Origin of the sequence: Pseudomonas sp. PAMC 26793, assembly GCF_000313235.1 — a bacterium.
Taxonomy (GTDB): Bacteria; Pseudomonadota; Gammaproteobacteria; order Pseudomonadales; family Pseudomonadaceae; genus Aquipseudomonas; species Aquipseudomonas yamanorum.
This window is the reverse complement of sequence record NZ_AMXG01000054.1, coordinates 210,301-228,920: the sequence shown is the minus strand read 5'-3', so window position 1 is coordinate 228,920 and position 18,620 is coordinate 210,301. Positions and strand designations below refer to the sequence as shown.

At 61.1% G+C, this 18,620-nt stretch carries 20 protein-coding genes; 12 read left to right on the top strand and 8 right to left on the bottom strand.

Annotated features, from left to right (window positions below):
* The first annotated feature begins 6 nt into the window (after window positions 1–6).
* The 4 genes from D109_RS0128895 to D109_RS0128885 all read left to right on the top strand — a co-directional run bounded on the left by D109_RS0128895 (window position 7) and on the right by D109_RS0128885 (window position 4,078).
* Window positions 7–1,308, top strand: a complete 1,302-nt coding sequence (locus tag D109_RS0128895) for a urate hydroxylase PuuD (RefSeq protein ID WP_026078287.1) — start codon at window positions 7–9, stop codon at window positions 1,306–1,308.
* 196 nt (window positions 1,309–1,504) lie between these two features.
* Entirely contained in the window at window positions 1,505–2,857 is a 1,353-nt protein-coding gene (locus tag D109_RS0128890; protein WP_026078286.1) for a nucleobase:cation symporter-2 family protein, read from the top strand.
* 43 nt (window positions 2,858–2,900) lie between these two features.
* The gene (locus D109_RS1000000134440; RefSeq protein WP_152416422.1) at window positions 2,901–3,296 is read left to right on the top strand and encodes a hypothetical protein; all 396 of its coding nucleotides are present in this window, start codon (window positions 2,901–2,903) and stop codon (window positions 3,294–3,296) included.
* Window positions 3,293–4,078: an outer membrane protein OmpK gene (locus D109_RS0128885; RefSeq protein WP_017479980.1), complete on the top strand. Its 786-nt coding sequence runs from the start codon at window positions 3,293–3,295 to the stop codon at window positions 4,076–4,078. Before D109_RS1000000134440 ends, D109_RS0128885 begins: the two co-directional genes overlap by 4 nt.
* Window positions 4,079–4,218: 140 nt before the next feature.
* On the opposite strand, the gene D109_RS0128880 is transcribed toward D109_RS0128885, so the two are convergent.
* Window positions 4,219–5,370 (bottom strand): patatin-like phospholipase family protein, encoded by a 1,152-nt coding sequence (locus D109_RS0128880; protein WP_017479979.1) that lies wholly within the window; start codon window positions 5,368–5,370, stop codon window positions 4,219–4,221.
* 32 nt (window positions 5,371–5,402) lie between these two features.
* Window positions 5,403–6,338 carry a lipid A biosynthesis lauroyl acyltransferase gene (locus D109_RS0128875; protein WP_017479978.1) on the bottom strand — a complete coding sequence of 312 codons (936 nt, stop codon included), beginning with the start codon at window positions 6,336–6,338 and terminating at the stop codon, window positions 5,403–5,405.
* A 118-nt stretch (window positions 6,339–6,456) separates the two neighbouring features.
* Between D109_RS0128875 and minC the strand changes: the two genes are divergently transcribed.
* From minC to D109_RS0128845, 5 genes are all read left to right on the top strand, one after another.
* The gene (gene minC, locus D109_RS0128870) at window positions 6,457–7,194 is read left to right on the top strand and encodes a septum site-determining protein MinC (protein ID WP_017479977.1); all 738 of its coding nucleotides are present in this window, start codon (window positions 6,457–6,459) and stop codon (window positions 7,192–7,194) included.
* 200 nt (window positions 7,195–7,394) lie between these two features.
* Complete coding sequence (gene minD, locus D109_RS0128865; protein WP_003209098.1) at window positions 7,395–8,207, top strand: septum site-determining protein MinD; 813 nt, start codon at window positions 7,395–7,397, stop codon at window positions 8,205–8,207.
* 3 nt (window positions 8,208–8,210) lie between these two features.
* Window positions 8,211–8,465, top strand: coding sequence for a cell division topological specificity factor MinE (gene minE, locus D109_RS0128860; protein ID WP_003175252.1), 255 nt, complete (start codon window positions 8,211–8,213; stop codon window positions 8,463–8,465).
* 191 nt (window positions 8,466–8,656) lie between these two features.
* A complete protein-coding gene (locus tag D109_RS0128850; RefSeq protein ID WP_017479975.1) occupies window positions 8,657–9,292 on the top strand; it encodes an RluA family pseudouridine synthase in 636 nt (211 codons plus the stop codon).
* Window positions 9,293–9,463: 171 nt separating this feature from the next.
* The gene (locus tag D109_RS0128845) at window positions 9,464–10,753 is read left to right on the top strand and encodes a M18 family aminopeptidase (protein ID WP_003209095.1); all 1,290 of its coding nucleotides are present in this window, start codon (window positions 9,464–9,466) and stop codon (window positions 10,751–10,753) included.
* 143 nt (window positions 10,754–10,896) lie between these two features.
* Here D109_RS0128845 and glp read toward each other — a convergent pair whose 3' ends face one another.
* Both glp and moaB read right to left on the bottom strand, forming a co-directional pair.
* Window positions 10,897–12,123, bottom strand: a complete 1,227-nt coding sequence (glp, locus tag D109_RS0128840) for a gephyrin-like molybdotransferase Glp (protein WP_026078285.1) — start codon at window positions 12,121–12,123, stop codon at window positions 10,897–10,899.
* Window positions 12,107–12,646, bottom strand: a complete 540-nt coding sequence (gene moaB, locus D109_RS0128835; RefSeq protein WP_003209092.1) for a molybdenum cofactor biosynthesis protein B — start codon at window positions 12,644–12,646, stop codon at window positions 12,107–12,109. The genes glp and moaB overlap by 17 nt, the downstream gene beginning before the upstream one ends.
* Window positions 12,647–12,721: 75 nt before the next feature.
* On the opposite strand from moaB, the gene mobA reads away from it, so the two are divergent.
* The gene (gene mobA, locus D109_RS0128830; RefSeq protein WP_017479973.1) at window positions 12,722–13,324 is read left to right on the top strand and encodes a molybdenum cofactor guanylyltransferase MobA; all 603 of its coding nucleotides are present in this window, start codon (window positions 12,722–12,724) and stop codon (window positions 13,322–13,324) included.
* Between the two features lie 80 nt (window positions 13,325–13,404).
* Window positions 13,405–13,626: a YgdI/YgdR family lipoprotein gene (locus D109_RS0128825; protein WP_003209090.1), complete on the top strand. Its 222-nt coding sequence runs from the start codon at window positions 13,405–13,407 to the stop codon at window positions 13,624–13,626.
* Window positions 13,627–13,682: 56 nt separating this feature from the next.
* On the opposite strand, the gene D109_RS0128820 is transcribed toward D109_RS0128825, so the two are convergent.
* From D109_RS0128820 to D109_RS0128810, 3 genes are all read right to left on the bottom strand, one after another.
* Window positions 13,683–14,573 (bottom strand): pseudouridine synthase, encoded by an 891-nt coding sequence (locus D109_RS0128820; protein ID WP_085988745.1) that lies wholly within the window; start codon window positions 14,571–14,573, stop codon window positions 13,683–13,685.
* A 64-nt stretch (window positions 14,574–14,637) separates the two neighbouring features.
* Window positions 14,638–14,973: a hypothetical protein gene (locus tag D109_RS0128815; protein ID WP_017479971.1), complete on the bottom strand. Its 336-nt coding sequence runs from the start codon at window positions 14,971–14,973 to the stop codon at window positions 14,638–14,640.
* Window positions 14,974–15,047: 74 nt separating this feature from the next.
* Complete coding sequence (locus D109_RS0128810; RefSeq protein ID WP_026078284.1) at window positions 15,048–15,284, bottom strand: glutaredoxin family protein; 237 nt, start codon at window positions 15,282–15,284, stop codon at window positions 15,048–15,050.
* A gap of 141 nt (window positions 15,285–15,425) precedes the next feature.
* On the opposite strand from D109_RS0128810, the gene D109_RS0128805 reads away from it, so the two are divergent.
* Window positions 15,426–17,147 (top strand): monovalent cation:proton antiporter-2 (CPA2) family protein, encoded by a 1,722-nt coding sequence (locus tag D109_RS0128805; protein WP_017479969.1) that lies wholly within the window; start codon window positions 15,426–15,428, stop codon window positions 17,145–17,147.
* On the opposite strand, the gene D109_RS0128800 is transcribed toward D109_RS0128805, so the two are convergent.
* Window positions 17,134–18,342 carry an ammonium transporter gene (locus tag D109_RS0128800; RefSeq protein WP_017479968.1) on the bottom strand — a complete coding sequence of 403 codons (1,209 nt, stop codon included), beginning with the start codon at window positions 18,340–18,342 and terminating at the stop codon, window positions 17,134–17,136. The genes D109_RS0128805 and D109_RS0128800 overlap by 14 nt on opposite strands.
* Window positions 18,343–18,620 lie beyond the last annotated feature (278 nt).

Below are 18,620 nucleotides of genomic sequence, written 5' to 3'. Positions count from 1 at the left end.
AAGACTGTGGAAGCACATTTGATGGAATGGCTGAACCTGAGCGTGCGCTGGGTTCACATGATCACTGGCGTCGCCTGGATCGGCGCTTCGTTCTACTTCGTCTGGCTGGAAAACAACCTCAATCGCGTGAACCCCAAGGACGGCCTCGCCGGTGACTTGTGGGCGATCCACGGTGGCGGTATCTACCACCTGGAAAAATACAAACTGGCCCCACCGACCATGCCGGACAACCTGCACTGGTTCAAATGGGAAGCCTATTTCACCTGGATGTCCGGCATCGCGCTGCTGTGCGTGGTGTTCTATGCCAACCCGACCTTGTACCTGCTGGCCCCGGGCAGCAGCCTCAGTGGTCCGGAAGGTGTGTTGCTGGGCCTCGGCTCGCTGCTGGCCGGCTGGTTCATCTACTCCTTTCTCTGCGACTCGGCACTGGGCAAACGCCCTGCCCTGCTCGGCCTGATCCTGTTCGTGCTGTTGATCGGCGCCGCGTACGGCTTCAGCAAAGTGTTCAGTGGCCGTGGTGCGTACCTGCATGTGGGCGCCGTGATCGGCACCATCATGGTGGGCAACGTGTTCCGCATCATCATGCCGGCCCAGCGTGCGCTGGTAGCGGCCATCGCGGAAAACCGCACGCCCGACCCGGCACTGCCGGCCAAGGGTTTGCTGCGTTCGCGCCACAACAACTACTTCACCTTGCCGGTGCTGTTCATCATGATCAGCAACCACTTCCCGAGCACCTACGGCAGCCAATACAACTGGCTGATCCTGGCGGGTATCGCGGTGGCGGCGGTGTTGGTGCGTCACTACTTCAACACCCGTCACAACAGCCAGAAATATGCCTGGACCTTGCCGGTGGGCGCGCTGGCGATGATTTGCCTGGCCTACGTGACCGGCCCAAAACCAGTGGCGACTGCACCGGAAGTGGCCAAGGCACCCGCGGCCATCGAGTACCAGCCACTGCCGGAAACGGCGCTGGGTGGCGGGCTTAAACCAGCGGCGCCAACAGCCCCTGCACCGGCGCCCGCCGAAGCAGCACCGGCCCAGGCATCGGTTGATTTTGACAAGGTCCACGGGGTGATTCAGGAGCGCTGTGCGGTATGCCATTCGGCCAAGCCCACCAGCCCACTGTTCAGCGCCGCACCGGCCGGGGTGATGTTTGATACGCCGCAGCAGATCCAGCAAATGGCGCCACGGATCCAGGCGCAGGCCGTGGCCAGCCAGATCATGCCACTGGGCAATATCACCCAGATGACCCAGCAGGAACGAGACTTGATTGGCACCTGGATCACTCAGGGGGCGCGTACCAACTGACTGATTAACGCAGGACTCGTGTGGGAGCGGGCTTGCTCGCGAATGCGGTGTGTCATTCAACACTTCAGGTGACTGAACCACCGCATTCGCGAGCAAGCCCGCTCCCACATTGGATCTGCGGTGTGTATTGAAGAATGAGTTCCACCCGGCAATTGAATGCCGAACAACACAACAATAAAAAGATCCGAGGTGTTGCATGTCCCAGCTAGAAACGCAGACTCCTGCCGCGCCCGCCATGGTGCGGCTGCCCCTCTTGCAACTGATTCTGGTGGGCCTGCAACACGTCTTGCTGATGTACGGCGGCGCCGTCGCCGTGCCTTTGATCATCGGCCAGGCGGCAGGCCTGAGCCGTGAAGAAATCGCCTTCCTGATCAACGCCGACCTGCTGGTGGCGGGCATCGCAACCATGGTCCAGTCATTCGGCATCGGCCCGGTGGGCATTCGCATGCCCGTGATGATGGGCGCCAGTTTCGCCGCAGTCGGCAGCATGGTCGCCATGGCAGGCATGCCCGGCATCGGCCTGCAAGGGATCTTCGGTGCGACCATCGCCGCCGGCTTTTTCGGCATCCTGATCGCGCCGTTCATGTCCAAGGTCGTACGCTTCTTTCCGCCGCTGGTGACCGGCACTGTGATCACCGCCATTGGCCTTTCGCTGTTTCCCGTCGCGGTCAACTGGGCCGGCGGTGGCGCGGCGGCCTCCACCTTTGGCTCACCGATTTACCTGGCGATTGCCGCGCTGGTGCTGGCCACTATCCTGCTGATCAACCGTTTCATGCGCGGCTTCTGGGTGAATATCTCGGTGCTGATCGGCATGGCTCTGGGCTATGGACTGTGCGGGATGATCGGCATGGTCGACCTCAGCGGCCTGGCCCAGGCACCGTGGGTGCAAGTGGTGACGCCGCTGCATTTCGGCATGCCGAAGTTCGAGTTGGCGCCCATTCTGTCGATGTGCCTGGTGGTGGTGATTATCTTCGTCGAGTCCACCGGGATGTTCCTCGCCCTGGGCAAGATCACCGGCCAGGACGTCACGCCGAGGATGCTGCGTCGCGGCCTGTTGTGTGATGCCGGCGCGTCGTTTTTTGCCGGGTTCTTCAACACCTTTACCCACTCCTCGTTCGCGCAAAACATCGGCCTGGTGCAGATGACCGGTGTGCGCTGCCGTTCGGTGACGATCGTGGCCGGGGCGTTTCTGATTGTGCTGAGCCTGCTGCCCAAGGCCGCGTTCCTGGTAGCGTCGATTCCACCCGCAGTGCTGGGCGGCGCGGCGATTGCCATGTTCGGCATGGTGGCAGCCACCGGGATCAAGATCCTCCAGGAAGCCGACATCGCCGACCGCCGTAACCAGTTGCTGGTGGCGGTCAGTATCGGCATGGGTTTGATCCCGGTCGTACGTCCCGAGTTCTTTGCACAGTTGCCGCTGTGGATGAGCCCGATCACTCACAGCGGCATCGCCATGGCCACCCTCAGCGCGCTGTCACTGAACCTGTTATTCAACATTCTGGGCGGCGCCGAACGCGCTGCCGCAAGCGCTCACGCACACCCACATTGATTCCTGCGTCACAACAAAAACAATAACGATCAGGGAACACACTATGCACGCCATTCACCCGGGGCCGGCCACGCGCCGTGCCCCATTCTCGCCCCGCGCGCGCTGTAACAGCGCACTTGAGCACCAGCCTCGGAGTCAGTATTCTCGGCGCCCGCTCAAATCGACTCAAAAAAAAACAGCGAATGTAAAAGCTGACTGCAAGGCCAACTTATCCGGGCCCCAAGTCCGCAGCCAACGTGTGCAAAAACTCTCCGAATTCGACTGTGTTCATCACAGCCGACGGGGATTTTTTGGCTTTTTAAACACCTTGGCGCAGCTCTTGCTAAAAGCATTAAAGCTGACCGAACAGACGATTTTTGCGGCAAGCAAAAAGACGCCACACCAGAGCGTCCGCTTAGAAAAAAAACCAGAAACCTTTACCTCGGGAGCAACCGAATGAAACGTACCGTGAACAGCCTGATGCTGGCAGGATCCCTGCTGGCCGGGGGCCAGGCCATGGCCGGTGATCTGCTGCAGTGGCAGAACAACAGCCTGACTTATCTGTGGGGCAAGAACTTCACTGTTAACCCGCAGATCCAGCAAACCGTGACCTTCGAACACGCCGATGCGTGGAAGTACGGCGACAACTTCTTCTTCGTCGACCGCATCTTTTACAACGGCAAGGAAGACGGCAATGTCGGCCCAAGTACTTACTACGGTGAGTTCAGCCCACGCTTGTCGTTCGGCAAGATCTTCGACAAAGACTTGTCGTTCGGTCCGATCAAGGACGTGTTGCTGGCGTTCACTTACGAGTTCGGCGAAGGCGACAACGAGTCGTACTTGCTCGGTCCGGGCTTCGACTTGGCAATCCCTGGTTTCGACTACTTCCAGTTGAACTTCTACCAGCGCCAGACCGAAGGCAATCGCCCGGGTGATGGTGTGTGGCAGATCACGCCGGTGTGGTCGTACACGATCCCGGTGGGCAACTCCAATGTGCTGATCGACGGCTTTATGGACTGGGTCGTGGATAACGACAAGAACGCCCGTGGCACTTACCACGCCAATCTGCACTTCAACCCGCAGATCAAATATGACCTGGGCAAGGCGCTGCATTGGGGCGAGAAGCAGTTGTATGTCGGTATCGAATACGACTACTGGAAGAACAAGTACGGGATCCAGGACAGCGGCGCGTTCGAGACCAATCAGGACACGGCGAGTTTGTTGGTGAAGTACCACTTCTAACCACACCGCCTATCCCCTGTGGGAGTAGGTTTATGTGGGAGCGGGCTTGCTCGCGAATACGGTGGGTCAGTGACTTACTTTGCTGACTGACACTGCGCATTCGCGAGCAAGCCCGCGACCACACAAGCCCGCTCCCACATTCAGTCCGGTGTAAGGCCTAGAAAGCGCTGCAACTCTTCGCGCTTGGCCAGCGCATCCCGCCTTCCCAGTTCGATCAACTCGCTGCAATACCCCGCCTCGAACAGCAGGTAGCTGAGCACGCCCGCACCACTGGTTTTAGTCGCCCCCGGCCCACGCAGAAACAGGCGCAATGCCGCCGGCAATTCCTGGCGGTGACGTGCCGCGATTTCGTCGATCGGTTGGCTCGGTGCAATCACCAGCACGTCCACCGGCGCCAAACCTTGTATCGCCGCGTTGCTCGGCAACACATGACTGAACTGGTTCAGGCGCTCAAGCAATTCGATATCGCTTTCCAGGCTGTCGATGAACGTGCTGTTGAGCATGTGCCCACCGATCTGCGCCAAGGTCGGCTCCTGGCCGGTGAAGGTACGTGCCGGGTTCGAAGGGTCGTTGCCGCGCGGGTTGCCACTGACGCCCACCACCAGCACACGGCTGGCTCCCAGGTGCAGCGCGGGGCTGATCGGTGCCGATTGCCGTACCGCGCCGTCACCAAAATATTCCTGATCGAGTTTGACCGGGGCAAACAGCAACGGAATCGCCGAGCTGGCCAGCAGGTGCTCAACGGTCAGTTGGGTGGGAATGCCGATACGCCGATGGCGTAGCCAGGCATCGATGGTGCCACCGCCCTGATAGAAGGTCACGGCTTGCCCGGACTCGTACCCGAAGGCGGTCACAGCCACGGCGTGAAGGTGTTTCTCGCGGATCGACTGCTCGATGCCTTCCAGGTGCAGCTTGTCGCGCAACAAGTCCCGCAGCGGCGAACTGTTGAGCAGCGCCACCGGCACCTGTGCGCCAAGCCCCAGCAGGCTGTGGATAAGGAATCGACTGGCCTGGCTGATCACCCCGGGCCAGTCGCTGCGCAGCACCAGGTGGCTGCGAAAGCCTTGCCAGAAGGCGGTCAGGCGTTGGATGGCGGCGGTAAAGTCCATGGCGCCGCTGGCCAGGCTGACCGCATTGATCGCCCCCGCCGAGGTGCCGACAATCACCGGAAACGGATTGGCGGCCCCCGGCGGCAACAGCTCGGCAATCGCCGCCAATACCCCCACCTGATAGGCGGCCCGCGCCCCGCCGCCGGAAAGAATCAAGCCTGTGACCGGTTCAGCTGGGCGCATTGCATCACTCCATGGTGCTTGGGGACTTCAGATCAACGACGGCGTTTTTCATACAGCTTAGGCTCACCTGGCGGCCGGCTCTTGAAGCGGCGGTGGGTCCACAGGTATTGCTCCGGGCATCCGCGCACGGAAGCTTCGACCCACTGGTTGATGCGCAGGCAATCGATCTCGTCGGTTTCACCGGGGAAGTCGGTCAGCGGAGGATGGATCACCAGCCGATAACCGCTGCCGTCAGCCAGGCGCTCCTGGGTGAACGGCACCACCAGCGCCTTGCCCAGACGCGCAAATTTGCTGGTGGCCGTAACGGTGGCGGCCTGAATGCCGAACAACGGCACGAAGATACTTTGCTTGGCGCCGTAGTCCTGGTCCGGTGCGTACCAGATCGCACGGCCGGCCCGCAGCAGCTTGAGCATGCCGCGCACGTCTTCACGCTCTACGGCCAGGGAATCAAGGTTGTGCCGCTCGCGGCCACGGCGCTGGACGAAATCGAACAATGGGTTGCCGTGCTCGCGGTACATGCCATCGATGGTGTGCTTCTGCCCGAGCAAGGCGGCACCGATTTCCAGGGTGGTGAAGTGCAGGGCCATGAGGATCACGCCCTTGCCTTCCAGATGCGCCTGCTTGAGGTGCTCCAGCCCTTCGACATGGGCCAGGCGCGCCAGGCGCGGCTTGGACCACCACCAGCTCATGGCCATTTCGAAGAAGGCGATGCCGGTGGACGCGAAGTTTTCCTTGAGCAAATGTTTACGCTCTTTGGCGGACTTTTCCGGGAAGCACAGTTCCAGGTTTCGCGCGGCAATGCGCCGACGTTCACCGGCTACCCGGTACATTCCCGCTCCCAAGGCACGGCCAATCCCCAGCAAAGCCCGGTACGGCAACTGCACAATCAGCCACAGCAAACCGAGTCCCAGCCATAGCAGCCAGAAGCGCGGGTGAAAAAATACTGCTCGAAAACGCGGGCGATCCATTAAAGATTCCGGTAAAGACAACGGCCGCGCATTCTACAACGGTTCGACCCGGCTTGCGGCTAGCGGATGTTCTCGTTATAAGTCTCGACACTTTTCGTGACAAGCCGCTTTGCCGACCATGAGCCAAACCGAACCGCTAGACCAAGATCCCGTGTTCCAGTTGAAAGGCAGCATGCTCGCCATTACCGTGCTGGAACTGGCCCGCAATGACCTTGACGCCCTGGACCGCCAGCTCGCCGCCAAGGTCGCCCTCGCGCCGAACTTCTTCAACAATGCGCCGCTGGTGCTGGCCCTGGACAAACTCCCCGCCGGCCAGGGCGCTGTCGACCTGCCCGGGTTGATGCGCGTGTGCCGCCAGCATGGCCTGCGTACCCTGGCGATTCGTGCCAGCCGTATCGAAGACATTGCCGCCGCAATCGCTATTGAACTGCCAGTACTGCCGCCGTCCGGTGCCCGCGAGCGTCCGCTCGACCCGTTGGTCGGCGAAGAGAAGAAAAAACCGGAGAAACCGCCAGAGCCGACGGTCAAGCCTACAAAGATCATCACCTCTCCCGTACGGGGCGGGCAGCAGATTTACGCCCAGGGTGGCGACCTTGTCGTCATCGCCCCGGTAAGCCCGGGGGCGGAACTTCTTGCCGACGGAAACATCCATGTATACGGCCCCATGCGCGGTCGTGCACTGGCCGGTATAAAGGGTGACACCAAGGCCCGTATTTTTTGCCAGCAATTGACCGCTGAGCTAGTGTCCATCGCAGGCCAGTACAAGGTTTCGGAAGATTTGCGCCGTGATCCGCTGTGGGGGGCCGGGGTGCAAGTCAGCCTGTCGGGCGATGTGTTGAACATCATCCGTCTTTAACGGATACTGCCGCATTTTCCAAGCATCTCTAGACTCTGATAGCACAGCGAAACCGGCAATACTTGTGTAGGAATAATTGAAAGTTGGCGTTTCTCCTACGGAAACCACATCTTTTTCCTACAAAGGCTGTCCGCCTGCAGCGAGTTTCAAGAGATGTTTTTCAGGGACTGAATGTCCTTTTTCCTTAGGGGTGAAACACCTTGGCCAAGATTCTCGTGGTTACATCCGGCAAGGGTGGTGTGGGTAAGACCACCACCAGCGCCGCTATCGGTACCGGCCTCGCTCTGCGCGGCCACAAGACAGTCATCGTCGACTTCGACGTCGGCTTGCGTAACCTCGACCTGATCATGGGCTGCGAACGCCGCGTGGTGTACGACTTCGTCAACGTGGTCAACGGCGAAGCCAACCTGCAACAGGCCCTGATCAAGGACAAGCGCCTTGAGAACCTGTACGTGCTGGCCGCCAGCCAGACCCGCGACAAAGATGCGTTGACCAAGGAAGGCGTAGGCAAAGTCCTCGCTGAACTGAAGGAAACCTTCGAATACGTAGTGTGCGACTCCCCGGCGGGTATCGAAACCGGCGCTCACCTGGCGATGTACTTCGCCGACGAAGCCATCGTCGTGACCAACCCTGAAGTGTCGTCGGTACGTGACTCGGACCGCATGCTCGGCCTGCTGGCCAGCAAGTCCCAGCGCGCCGAGAAAGGTGAAGACCCGATCAAGGAACACCTGCTGCTCACCCGCTACAACCCTGAGCGCGTCAGCAACGGTGAAATGCTCGGCGTTGAAGACGTCAAGGAAATCCTCGCCGTGACCCTGCTGGGTGTGATCCCGGAATCCCAGGCCGTCCTGAAGGCATCCAACCAAGGCGTGCCGGTGATTCTTGACGACCAGAGCGACGCCGGCCAGGCGTACAGCGATGCGGTAGATCGCTTGCTGGGCAAGACCGTGGAACATCGCTTCCTCGATGTTAAGAAGAAGGGATTCTTCGAGCGTATCTTTGGAGGCAACTAAACAATGAAATTTCTCGACTTCTTTCGCGCCAACAAAAAGCCAAGTACCGCGTCGGTAGCGAAAGAGCGTCTACAGATCATCGTGGCGCACGAACGCGGCCAACGCAGCACCCCGGATTACCTGCCAGCCTTGCAGAAGGAACTGGTGGAGGTGATCCGCAAGTACGTCAATATCGGTAACGATGACGTGCATGTCGCCCTGGAAAATGACGGCAGCTGCTCGATTCTGGAACTCAATATCACCCTGCCTGATCGTTGATCGAAAAGGCGGTCGCCACGGCGGCTGGGTTACTGGACTTCTGTAGGAGCGAGCTTGCTCGCGAAGGACGTTAACGATAACGCGCTCATCCTGAATGAGCGTGTTGTTCTTGAGTTTTTCGCGAGCAAGCTCGCGCCTACAGGAACTTCGGCAACCCAGCCGCCGTTGGCGTTTGTTACGAGGCTGTTTTAATGCCGTTGTCCAATGTCCACATCCTTCATCAGGACGCCGCTGTCCTGGTGGTGAACAAGCCTACCCTGCTGCTCTCGGTGCCCGGTCGCGCCGAAGACAACAAGGACTGCCTGATCACCCGCCTGCAGGAAAACGGCTACCCCGAAGCCCGCATCGTCCATCGCCTGGACTGGGAAACGTCGGGGATCATCCTGCTGGCCCGTGACGCCGACAGCCACCGTGAACTGTCGCGTCAGTTCCATGACCGGGAAACCGAAAAGGCCTACACCGCACTCTGCTGGGGCCAACCGGAACTGGACAGCGGCAGCATCGACTTGCCATTGCGCTATGACCCGCCGACCAAGCCACGGCACGTGGTGGACCATGAGTTCGGCAAGAATGCGCTGACCTTCTGGAAAGTCCTGGAGCGTTGCGGCGACTGGTGCCGGGTTGAGCTGACGCCGATCACCGGCCGTTCACATCAACTGCGTGTGCATATGCTCTCCATCGGGCATCCGTTGTTGGGCGATGGCCTGTACGCCCATGAACAGGCCTTGGCTGCCTGGCCGCGCCTGTGCCTGCATGCCAGCATGTTGAGCTTCACCCATCCCCAGAGCGGCGAGCGCCTGCGCTTCGAGTGCCCCGCGCCGTTTTAAGCTGTAAACGCAATTAAAATGTGGGAGCGGGCTTGCTCGCGAATGCGGTGTGTCAGTCGCTGAATGAGCTAACTGGTCCACCGCATTCGCGAGCAAGCCCGCTCCCACATTTGTTCTGTGCACTTATCCCGTCGGACGGTAAACTCGCGCCATTGCTGTCTGGAGCTACTTATGCGCGAAGAGTTGAACCAAGGCCTGATCGACTTCCTCAAGGCCTCCCCTACCCCATTCCATGCCACCGCCGCCCTTGCACAGCGCCTGGAAGCCGCCGGTTTCCAGCGTCTTGACGAGCGCGAGACTTGGACCACCGAGGCCAACGGTCGCTACTACGTGACCCGTAACGATTCCTCGATCATCGCCTTCAAGCTCGGCCGCCACTCGCCCCTGCAAGGCGGTATTCGCCTGGTCGGCGCCCACACCGACAGCCCGTGCCTGCGGGTCAAGCCACAGCCTGAACTGCAACGCCAGGGCTTCTGGCAACTGGGTGTGGAAGTGTACGGCGGCGCGTTGCTGGCGCCGTGGTTCGACCGCGATCTGTCCCTGGCCGGCCGCGTGACCTTCCGCCGCGACGGCAAGGTCGAAAGCCAACTGATCGACTTCAAGCTGCCCATCGCGATTATCCCCAACCTGGCGATTCACCTGAACCGTGAAGCCAACCAGGGTTGGGCGATCAATGCCCAGACCGAGCTGCCACCGATCCTCGCGCAGTTCGCCGGCGACGAGCGTGTGGACTTCCGCGCGGTGCTTACCGAACAACTGGCCCGTGAACACGGCTTGAACGCCGACGTGGTGCTCGACTATGAGCTGAGCTTCTACGACACCCAGAGCGCTGCGGTGATTGGTCTCAATGGCGACTTTATCGCCGGTGCCCGCCTCGACAACCTGCTGTCGTGCTACGCCGGCCTGCAAGCCTTGCTCACCGCCGAAACCGACGAAACCTGCGTGCTGGTGTGCAACGACCACGAAGAAGTTGGCTCATGCTCCGCCTGCGGTGCCGACGGCCCGATGCTGGAGCAGACATTGCGCCGCCTGCTGCCGGAAGGTGATGAGTTCGTACGCACTATCCAGAAGTCGCTGCTGGTGTCTGCCGACAACGCCCACGGCGTGCACCCCAACTACGCCGAGAAACACGACGCCAACCACGGCCCGAAACTCAATGCCGGCCCGGTGATCAAGGTCAACAGCAACCAGCGCTACGCCACCAACAGCGAAACCGCCGGGTTCTTCCGCCATCTGTGCATGGCCGAAGAAGTGCCGGTGCAGAGCTTTGTGGTTCGCAGCGACATGGGTTGCGGCTCGACCATCGGCCCGATCACCGCCAGCCACCTGGGCGTGCGCACCGTGGATATCGGCCTGCCGACGTTTGCCATGCACTCGATTCGCGAGCTGTGCGGCAGCCACGACCTCGCGCACCTGGTGAAGGTGTTGAGTGCGTTTTACGCGAGTCGTGATTTGCCTTGATTGCAGGATGAACACAAATCAAATGTGGGAGCGGGCTTGCTCGCGAATGCAGAGGGTCAGTCAATACATCGGGTGACTGATCCACCGCTTTCGCGAGCAAGCCCGCTCCCACATTTTGATTTTCATTGTTTGATAGACCGGGCTCAGTTCAAGACTTCACTCAACGGAATGAAGTTGACCCGATCACCGATCTCCAGCGTCGTGCCTTCCCGTACCTCGACCAAACCTTCGGCCCACGCCGCACTGCGCAGCACACCCGAGCTCTGGTTGCGGTAGATGATCGCCTTGCCCTGCTCAAGTCGCCCGCGCAAATACTCACGGCGATTCCCCGGCTTGGCCCAGACAAACCCCACCGGCACTTCAATGCGCAACGGCTGCACGTCTTCCACGCCCTGGCGGCGCAACAGGTAAGGCCGCGCCAGCAAGGCAAAGGTCACCAGGGTCGACGCCGGATTACCCGGCAAGCCGATCACCGGTACGCCACGGAAATGCCCGAACGTCAGCGGCTTGCCCGGCTTGATCGCCAGCTTCCACAGCGCCAGCTCGCCCTCTTCCCGCAGCGCAATCCCCAGGAAATCCGCCTCCCCCACCGACACACCGCCAGTGGACAGAATCAGGTCAACCGAGCCCAATGCACCCAGGCGCTCGCGGGTTTTTTCCAGATCATCCGGCAGGATCCCGGCATCTACCACTTCGCAACCCAGGCGCTCCAGCCAGCTGCACAGCACCCGGCGATTACTGTTGTAGATCTGCCCGGGACCCAGCGGCAGGCCCGGCTCGATCAGTTCGTCTCCGGTGGACAGCACGGCCACACGGGCACGGCGCACCACCTCCAGGCGATCACGACCCAATGAAGCCGCCAGGCCCAACTCGATCGGGCCCAGGCGTGTACCTGCTGGCAATACCAACTCGCCCACCGTGGTTTCCTGGCCTTGGGGACGGATGTTTTGATCCACCTGCAAGGCTTCGGTGAAGCTCACCCGCTGATCGGGGTGGACCAGTGCGTTTTCCTGCATCTCAACGCAGTCCGCACCTTCCGGCACCGGGGCACCGGTGAAGATCCGCGCACAGGTGCCGGCTGCCAAAGGCTCCGGTGCCGTGCCTGCGAAAATGCGCTGGCTGACCACCAATGGCTCGCCGGTCCAGTCCGCCAGGCGCAGGGCGTAACCGTCCATGGCGCTGTTGGGCCAGGGCGGCAAGTCCAGGGTAGAGATCAGCGCCTGGGCCAACACCCGCCCATCACACTCGGCCAGCGGCAACGTTTCCTGCTCACGAATCGGCGCTGCCTCAGCCATCGCCAGCAGTTGTTCGAGGGCATCTTCCACCGGCATCAACGCGCCGGTCTTGCCCGGCTTACCCACGGGATTCACAGGGCTCGGCCTGCTTCAAATGCGGAACGAAGTTGCACGGGCGGTGACGGTTATCCAGTTGCTCGGCGAGAATCCCGTCCCAACCGGTGCGCACCGCGTTGGTGGAGCCCGGCAGGCAGCACACCAGGGTGCCATTGGCCAGGCCGGCCAGGGCGCGGGACTGCACGGTGGAGGTGCCGATATCGGCCACAGAGATTTGCCGGAACAGTTCGCCGAAACCATCCACCTGTTTATCCAGCAGGCAGCTCACCGCTTCCGGGGTGCTGTCGCGGCCGGTGAAGCCGGTGCCGCCGGTGATCAACACCACTTGCACCACGTCTTCGGCAATCCAGTGCGCCACTTGCGCACGGATTTTGTACAGATCATCTTTAAGCAACACGCGCTCGGCCAGCAGGTGGCCGGCGGCGGTCAGGCGGTCGACGAAGACCTGGCCCGAGGTGTCGGTTTCCAGGGTGCGGGTGTCACTGACCGTCAATACAGCGATATTCAGGGGTACAAAGGGCGCATCAGCCTTGGCTTTCATGGCTCGGTCCGGTTGTCGAAGGAACAGCCCGATGTTATATCACAGCCCCCCATTTCACTGCCCGCAGGAGCTGCCATGCCAAGCCATTCTTCCCCTCTGTCCTGCTCCGTCCTGTTGCTGGCCGGCGGCCGTGGCCAGCGCATGGGCGGCCTCGACAAGGGCCTGCTGGACTGGCACGGACAGCCGCTGATTGCGCACCTGCATCGCCTGGTGCGGCCTTTGACCGACGACCTGATCATCTCCTGCAACCGCAACCAGCCGCAGTACGCGGCCTACGCCGATCAATTGGTCGGCGATGACAGCCCGGACTTCCCGGGACCACTGGCCGGCATTCGCGCAGGGCTGGCGGTGGCGCAGCATGGGCATTTGCTGGTATTGCCGTGCGACGTGCCGCAGATCGACGCGCGATTGCTCGCCGACCTGCGCAGCACGGCGCAGCAGAATCCATTGCTGCCGGTGATGGTGCGCCACGGCGATTTCTGGGAGCCTCTGCTCTGCGTCATACCGACGCTGCTGCGCGAGCGGTTCGATGACGCCTGGGCAGCCGGCGAGCGCAGCCCGCGCCGAATCATGCAGGCACTGGGGGCCAAAGCCCTGGATTGCCCCGCCGACGACCCACGCCTGGCCAACCTCAATACACCTGAGTTGTTGCACCGCCCGCCCAGCGTGTCAGAATGAACGTCGAACAAGGAACTTTGCCGACGTTGCACACGTCACAAGGTCAGTACTCAACAAAGCATTCTCTCGGAGACAAACTCATGACCCAACGGACCATCGCCGCTCTCATGCTTGCACTGGGCCTCGCTACCCTTGCCGGTTGCGCCTCGCCTACAGTGATCACCCTGAATGACGGTCGCGAAATCCAGGCCGTCGACACTCCTAAATTCGATAAGTCCACCGGCTTCTACGAATTCGAACAGCTGGATGGCAAGCGCACCCAGATCAACAAGGATCAGGTTCGCACCGTTAAAGACCTGTAAGTCTTAACGCCAGATACGAAAAGCCCGCGTAATGCGGGCTTTTTCGTTCCTGGGGTTTACCAGTCCAGGCTGATCTCGCTGCGAAAGTTTCGCTCCAGACCGGTGACCGGGTCGATGAAGCGCACGCCTTGGGCCAGCAGCTTGAGTGGGTTGGCGTAATCGTCCTCGGCATCCTTGATGACGTCGGGGTAGAACGGATCGTTGCAGATACTCGCGCCCAACGCCGTCATGTGCACCCGTAACTGATGTTTCTTGCCGGTCACCGGAAACAGGCCATAGCGCCACAGGTCGCCATTTTTTTCCCGCACCTCGACCGCCGTCTCGGTATTGCTCGCGCCCTCGCCTTCCTGCATGCGAAAGAACGGCTCGCCGTCCACCAACCGGCTTTTATGCACCAGCGGAAAAGTCCGCCCAGGCAATGCCGGAGCAATGGCTTCGTAGAACTTGTCGATCTTGCGCGTGGGAAACAGCTGTTGATACGCCGAGCGCGTCTGCGGGTTAGCCGAAAACAGCACCAGCCCCGCGGTATGCCGATCGATGCGATGCAGCGGCACCAGAGACGGGTTGTCCAGGCGACGGATCAAACGCCGCAACAGGGTCTGCTCGACGTACTCGCCGGCAGGCGTGACCGGCAGGAAGTGCGGCTTGTCGGCCACCACCAGGTGTTCATCGGCGTAGAGGATCGTCTCCTGCACCGGGATCACTTTCTCGTTCGGCACTTCGCGGAAGTAGTAGATGCACAGGCCTTCGCGGTAGGCCAGGTCCTGAGTGATAGGTGCACCGTTGATGTCCAGCACCCGCCCCCGGGCGATGCGGTCCAGCCATTGTTCGCGGCTGATGGCCGGGAAGTGCTCGCACAGGCAATCCAGCACGGTCGCCCAGGCGCCCGGCGGCAGGTACAAGGTGCTGGCTTGATGCTGGGCAGCGGAAAAAACGGACATGGGCAGGCTCAAAACGTGACATACAGGCGGGCATTATCCCGCATGCGGCCGGATCAGGCCCAGCACAGATTCAGGCCTTGGCCAATTCCCCACGCAGCACTGGCGACGCACTGGCTGCTTCGGTGAATTCCTTGAGCCAGCGCAGCACATCCACCGCTTCCCAGCGGCCCGGATCGTAAAGCGCATACAGCAAGCCCTGATAGCCCACCACATCCAACTGCTTGTGATAACCGGCACGCTGAAACAGCGCCTCGATCTCGGCAAAGCAGGTATTGAAATGCACTTTGTTAAACGGCGTCTTGCCTTCCGTGACCAGGCCATCGAGGCGCAGCTCGTTCACCGCATCGCGCACCACGTCGGCGGACATGCGATTGACGCTGCTTTTCAGTTGTTCAACATTCACCACGGGCGTTCCCTCTCATTCAATCGCTGTACAAACATACAGTAACTGAATAATCGGGAACTCGCCATCGCCGAGTACTAGAGGAGAAAGCTCACCACCTGCGCTTCATCGAACGGCCAGTCCAGCTCAGCGCCCGTGTCCACCCGGCGCAGCACCGGAATCCGCAGGCCGTAGGCTTCGAACAAGGCCTCGGAATCGGCGATATCCACCAACTCCACCAGCAGGCCGTGTTCGACCAACGGCATGATTTCCGCTTCGGCAAACTCGCAAAGATGGCAGCCCAAGGTGCCGAACAACTGACATTCAGGAAGCATGGCAAAGGGTCCGAGAAGAATCAGGTGCCCATTCTAACAGCGTCGGGACACGGCAAAAGCCTGACCCAGATCAGCATGGCGTATAACTGATTCGGCGAGTCTCGCGACTTTTTTCCCGTAATACCTGCAATGGAGCTGCGCGTGTTTGCCAACCTGCTGATTATCCTGGCCTCCTCCCTGGTGGTGATTGCGCTGTTTCGTCGCCTGCAACTGCCGCCGGTGCTGGGCTATCTGTGTGTTGGCCTGGCCGTAGGCCCCACTGCCCTCGACTGGGTCAATGACAGCGAAGAGCTGCCGGACCTCGCCGAACTGGGGGTGGTGTTCCTGCTGTTTTCCCTGGGCCTGGAGTTTTCCCTGAGCAAAATGCTCAGCCTGCGCCGTGTGGTGTTTGGCCTGGGCAGCTTGCAAGTGTTGTGTTGCGGGTTGCTGCTGGCAGGTTTGCTGGCACTGTTCGGCCTGTCGCCGACGACCGCGCTGTTGCTCGGTGCTGGACTGGCGTTGTCGTCCACCGCCATCGTCAGCAAGGAGCTGACCAGCCTTGGCGAAATCTTCAGCAGCCATGGCCAGAATGCGATTGGGGTGTTGCTGTTCCAGGACGTAGTGGCCGTGTTGCTGCTGACCCTCGTGCCAGTGTTCGCCGGTAACAGCGAGCGAGCCTGGTATTGGGCATTGCCACTGACCTTGGGCAAAACCGTGGTGCTGTTCCTCGGCCTGCTGCTGGCCAGCCGCTGGTTGCTGCCACGCCTGTTCCGTGAAGTGGCGGCGTCTCATTCGGCCGAGCTGTTCGTGCTGCTGGCGTTGGTGATTGTGCTGCTCACCGCCTGGCTCACACACCTGCTGGGCCTGTCCCCGGCACTCGGCGCTTTTCTCGCTGGCATGTTGCTGGGGGAAAGCCATTATCGCCATCAGATCGAAGCCGATATCCGGCCGTTTCGCGACATCCTGCTGGGGCTGTTTTTCGTCAGCATCGGCATGCTGATCGACCTGCAATTGTTCATCAGCCACAGCCTGTTGATTCTCGGCCTGACCCTCACCCTGATGCTGATCAAAGGCTGTGTGGTCGCGGTGCTGGTGCAGTTGCGTGGCAGCGACGGTGAAACCGCCTGGCGCAGCGGCCTGGCGCTGGCCCAGGGCGGTGAGTTCTGTTTCGCCTTGATGGCGCAAATGCAGCAAAGCCGCCTGATGCCCGCCGACATCGGCAGCCTGCTGCTGGCGGCCACCTTCTGCTCGATGCTATTGACTCCGCTGTTGCTCAGGGCGGCACCCGCCATTGTCCTGCGCCTGCACCGCAAGCCCAACCAGCAAGTGCAGCTTGAAGAGATAACCGCCCTCAATGCCGAGCTGCGAGGCCATGCGGTGATCTGCGGTTACGGTCGGGTCGGCCAGTCCATCGGGCGCTTCCTGCACCGTGAACAACAAGCCTTCATCGCCCTGGATGACGATCCGGAGCGGGTCCAGGAAGCCTCCACCGAAGACAGCGCCGTGCATTACGGCGACTGCCGCCGTGGCGCCCTGCTCAGCGCCGTCGGCCTGGAGCGTGCGCGCCTGGTGGTGATTGCGGTGGACAACAGTGACGTCGCCCTCACCGTGCTCAACGAAGCGCGGCGAATCAACCCGCATGTGCCAATCCTGGTGCGCACCCGCGACGACAGTCAACTGGCCGAACTGAAAGCCGCCGGCGCCACGGAGGTGGTGCCCGAGTTGCTGGAGTCGAGCCTGATGCTCGCCTCCCATGCGCTGATCCTGCTGGGGTTGTCGGACCAGCAGGTTAAAGGGCGCGTGGATGAGGTACGCCGCAGCCGGTATCGGCTACTGCATGGCTGCAACCCTAACGACGCTGACTCGCCCCTCAATCCTGACTGACCGCGCCAATCTTGTGGATCGACAAGTCCGCGCCGTAATACTCCTCTTCCTGGCTCAAGCGCAGGCCGTAAACGCGCTTGATCACCCCATACACCAGGAAGCCGCCGGCCAGGGCTACCACTACCCCCAGCGCGGTGCCGATCAACTGGCTGATCAGGCTCACGCCACCCAGGCCGCCCAGGGCGGTCTGGCCGAAGATCCCGCAGGCGATCCCGCCCCACACGCCACACAGCCCGTGCAGCGGCCACACACCCAGCACATCGTCGATCTTCCAGCGGTCCTGGGCCGCGATGAAGAACCAGACGAACAAGCCGCCCGCCACTACGCCAGTCACCAGGCCGCCCACGGGGTGCATCAGGTCGGAGCCGGCACAGATCGCGACCAGCCCGGCCAACGGACCATTGTGCAAGAAGCCTGGGTCGTTCCGCCCGATCACCAGTGCCGCCACGGTGCCGCCGACCATCGCCATCAACGAGTTGACCGCCACCAGCCCGCTGACCCCGGACAGGGTTTGCGCACTCATGACGTTGAAGCCGAACCAGCCGACGATCAAGATCCACGAGCCCAACGCCAGGAATGGAATGCTCGACGGCGCGAACGCCACCAGGCGCCCTTCCCGATAACGCCCTTGGCGCGGGCCCAGCAGCAACACCGCCGCCAGCGCCAGCCAACCGCCCATGGCGTGCACCACGACGCTGCCGGCAAAGTCATGGAAGCTCGCGCCGAAGCTGGCCAGCAACCAGGCTTGCAGCCCGTAATTGCCGTTCCACACCATGCCTTCGAAAAACGGGTAGATGAAGGCTACGATCAACGCGGTGGCGCACAGTTGCGGCGCAAAACGTGCACGCTCGGCAATCCCCCCGGAAATGATCGCCGGGATCGCTGCGGCGAAAGTAAGCAGGAAGAAGAATTTCACCAGCCCGTAACCGTGGTCGGCGCTGATCACCGCCGCCGGTTGCATGAAGGTCACCCCGTAGGAGATCCAATAGCCTATAAAGAAATAGGCCAGTGTGGAGATGGCGAAGTCACTGAGGATTTTCGACAGGGCATTGACCTGATTCTTCTGGCGCACGGTGCCGACTTCCAGAAACGCAAAGCCGGCGTGCATGGCCAGGACCATGACCGCACCAATCAGAATAAACAGCGTGTTGGAACTGTGGACGAGGGTATCCACCGCGCTTTGCAAATTTTCCATGGAGGATGGCAGGCCTGCACATGCAGGAAAAAGCACCAAAGCAGTTCATGACCTTCATGATGCGCACTAAATTGGTACCGGCGGTCCGACCCTCTGTTGAGGCCGTGAACCGCTTTAGCGCAACGATCATTGAGAAAGGCAGAATCCGACAGGGTTTTTCCGCGAGTTTTAGTTATTTAGGGTAAGGTTTTTCGGGGTTTTCGCCCCAACCGCCCGGATTCAGCGCAAGGCCCCAGGCCTGCGCACCAAGGCAAAGCAAAAGCTGTACCAGACAATTG

Bases quoted from the DNA above. Each gene is read 5' to 3' on its own strand.
- mobA (WP_017479973.1), top strand. From the start codon at position 12,722: ATGCCAAGCCATTCTTCCCCTCTGTCCTGCTCCGTCCTGTTGCTGGCC.
- D109_RS0128880 (WP_017479979.1), bottom strand. From the start codon at position 5,370: ATGCGCCCAGCTGAACCGGTCACAGGCTTGATTCTTTCCGGCGGCGGG.
- moaB (WP_003209092.1), bottom strand. From the start codon at position 12,646: ATGAAAGCCAAGGCTGATGCGCCCTTTGTACCCCTGAATATCGCTGTA.
- D109_RS0128810 (WP_026078284.1), bottom strand. From the start codon at position 15,284: ATGCTTCCTGAATGTCAGTTGTTCGGCACCTTGGGCTGCCATCTTTGC.
- D109_RS0128850 (WP_017479975.1), top strand. From the start codon at position 8,657: ATGCCGTTGTCCAATGTCCACATCCTTCATCAGGACGCCGCTGTCCTG.
- D109_RS0128845 (WP_003209095.1), top strand. From the start codon at position 9,464: ATGCGCGAAGAGTTGAACCAAGGCCTGATCGACTTCCTCAAGGCCTCC.
- minE (WP_003175252.1), top strand. From the start codon at position 8,211: ATGAAATTTCTCGACTTCTTTCGCGCCAACAAAAAGCCAAGTACCGCG.
- D109_RS0128825 (WP_003209090.1), top strand. From the start codon at position 13,405: ATGACCCAACGGACCATCGCCGCTCTCATGCTTGCACTGGGCCTCGCT.
- minC (WP_017479977.1), top strand. From the start codon at position 6,457: ATGAGCCAAACCGAACCGCTAGACCAAGATCCCGTGTTCCAGTTGAAA.
- D109_RS1000000134440 (WP_152416422.1), top strand. From the start codon at position 2,901: ATGCACGCCATTCACCCGGGGCCGGCCACGCGCCGTGCCCCATTCTCG.
- D109_RS0128890 (WP_026078286.1), top strand. From the start codon at position 1,505: ATGTCCCAGCTAGAAACGCAGACTCCTGCCGCGCCCGCCATGGTGCGG.
- D109_RS0128800 (WP_017479968.1), bottom strand. From the start codon at position 18,342: ATGGAAAATTTGCAAAGCGCGGTGGATACCCTCGTCCACAGTTCCAAC.
- D109_RS0128875 (WP_017479978.1), bottom strand. From the start codon at position 6,338: ATGGATCGCCCGCGTTTTCGAGCAGTATTTTTTCACCCGCGCTTCTGG.
- D109_RS0128885 (WP_017479980.1), top strand. From the start codon at position 3,293: ATGAAACGTACCGTGAACAGCCTGATGCTGGCAGGATCCCTGCTGGCC.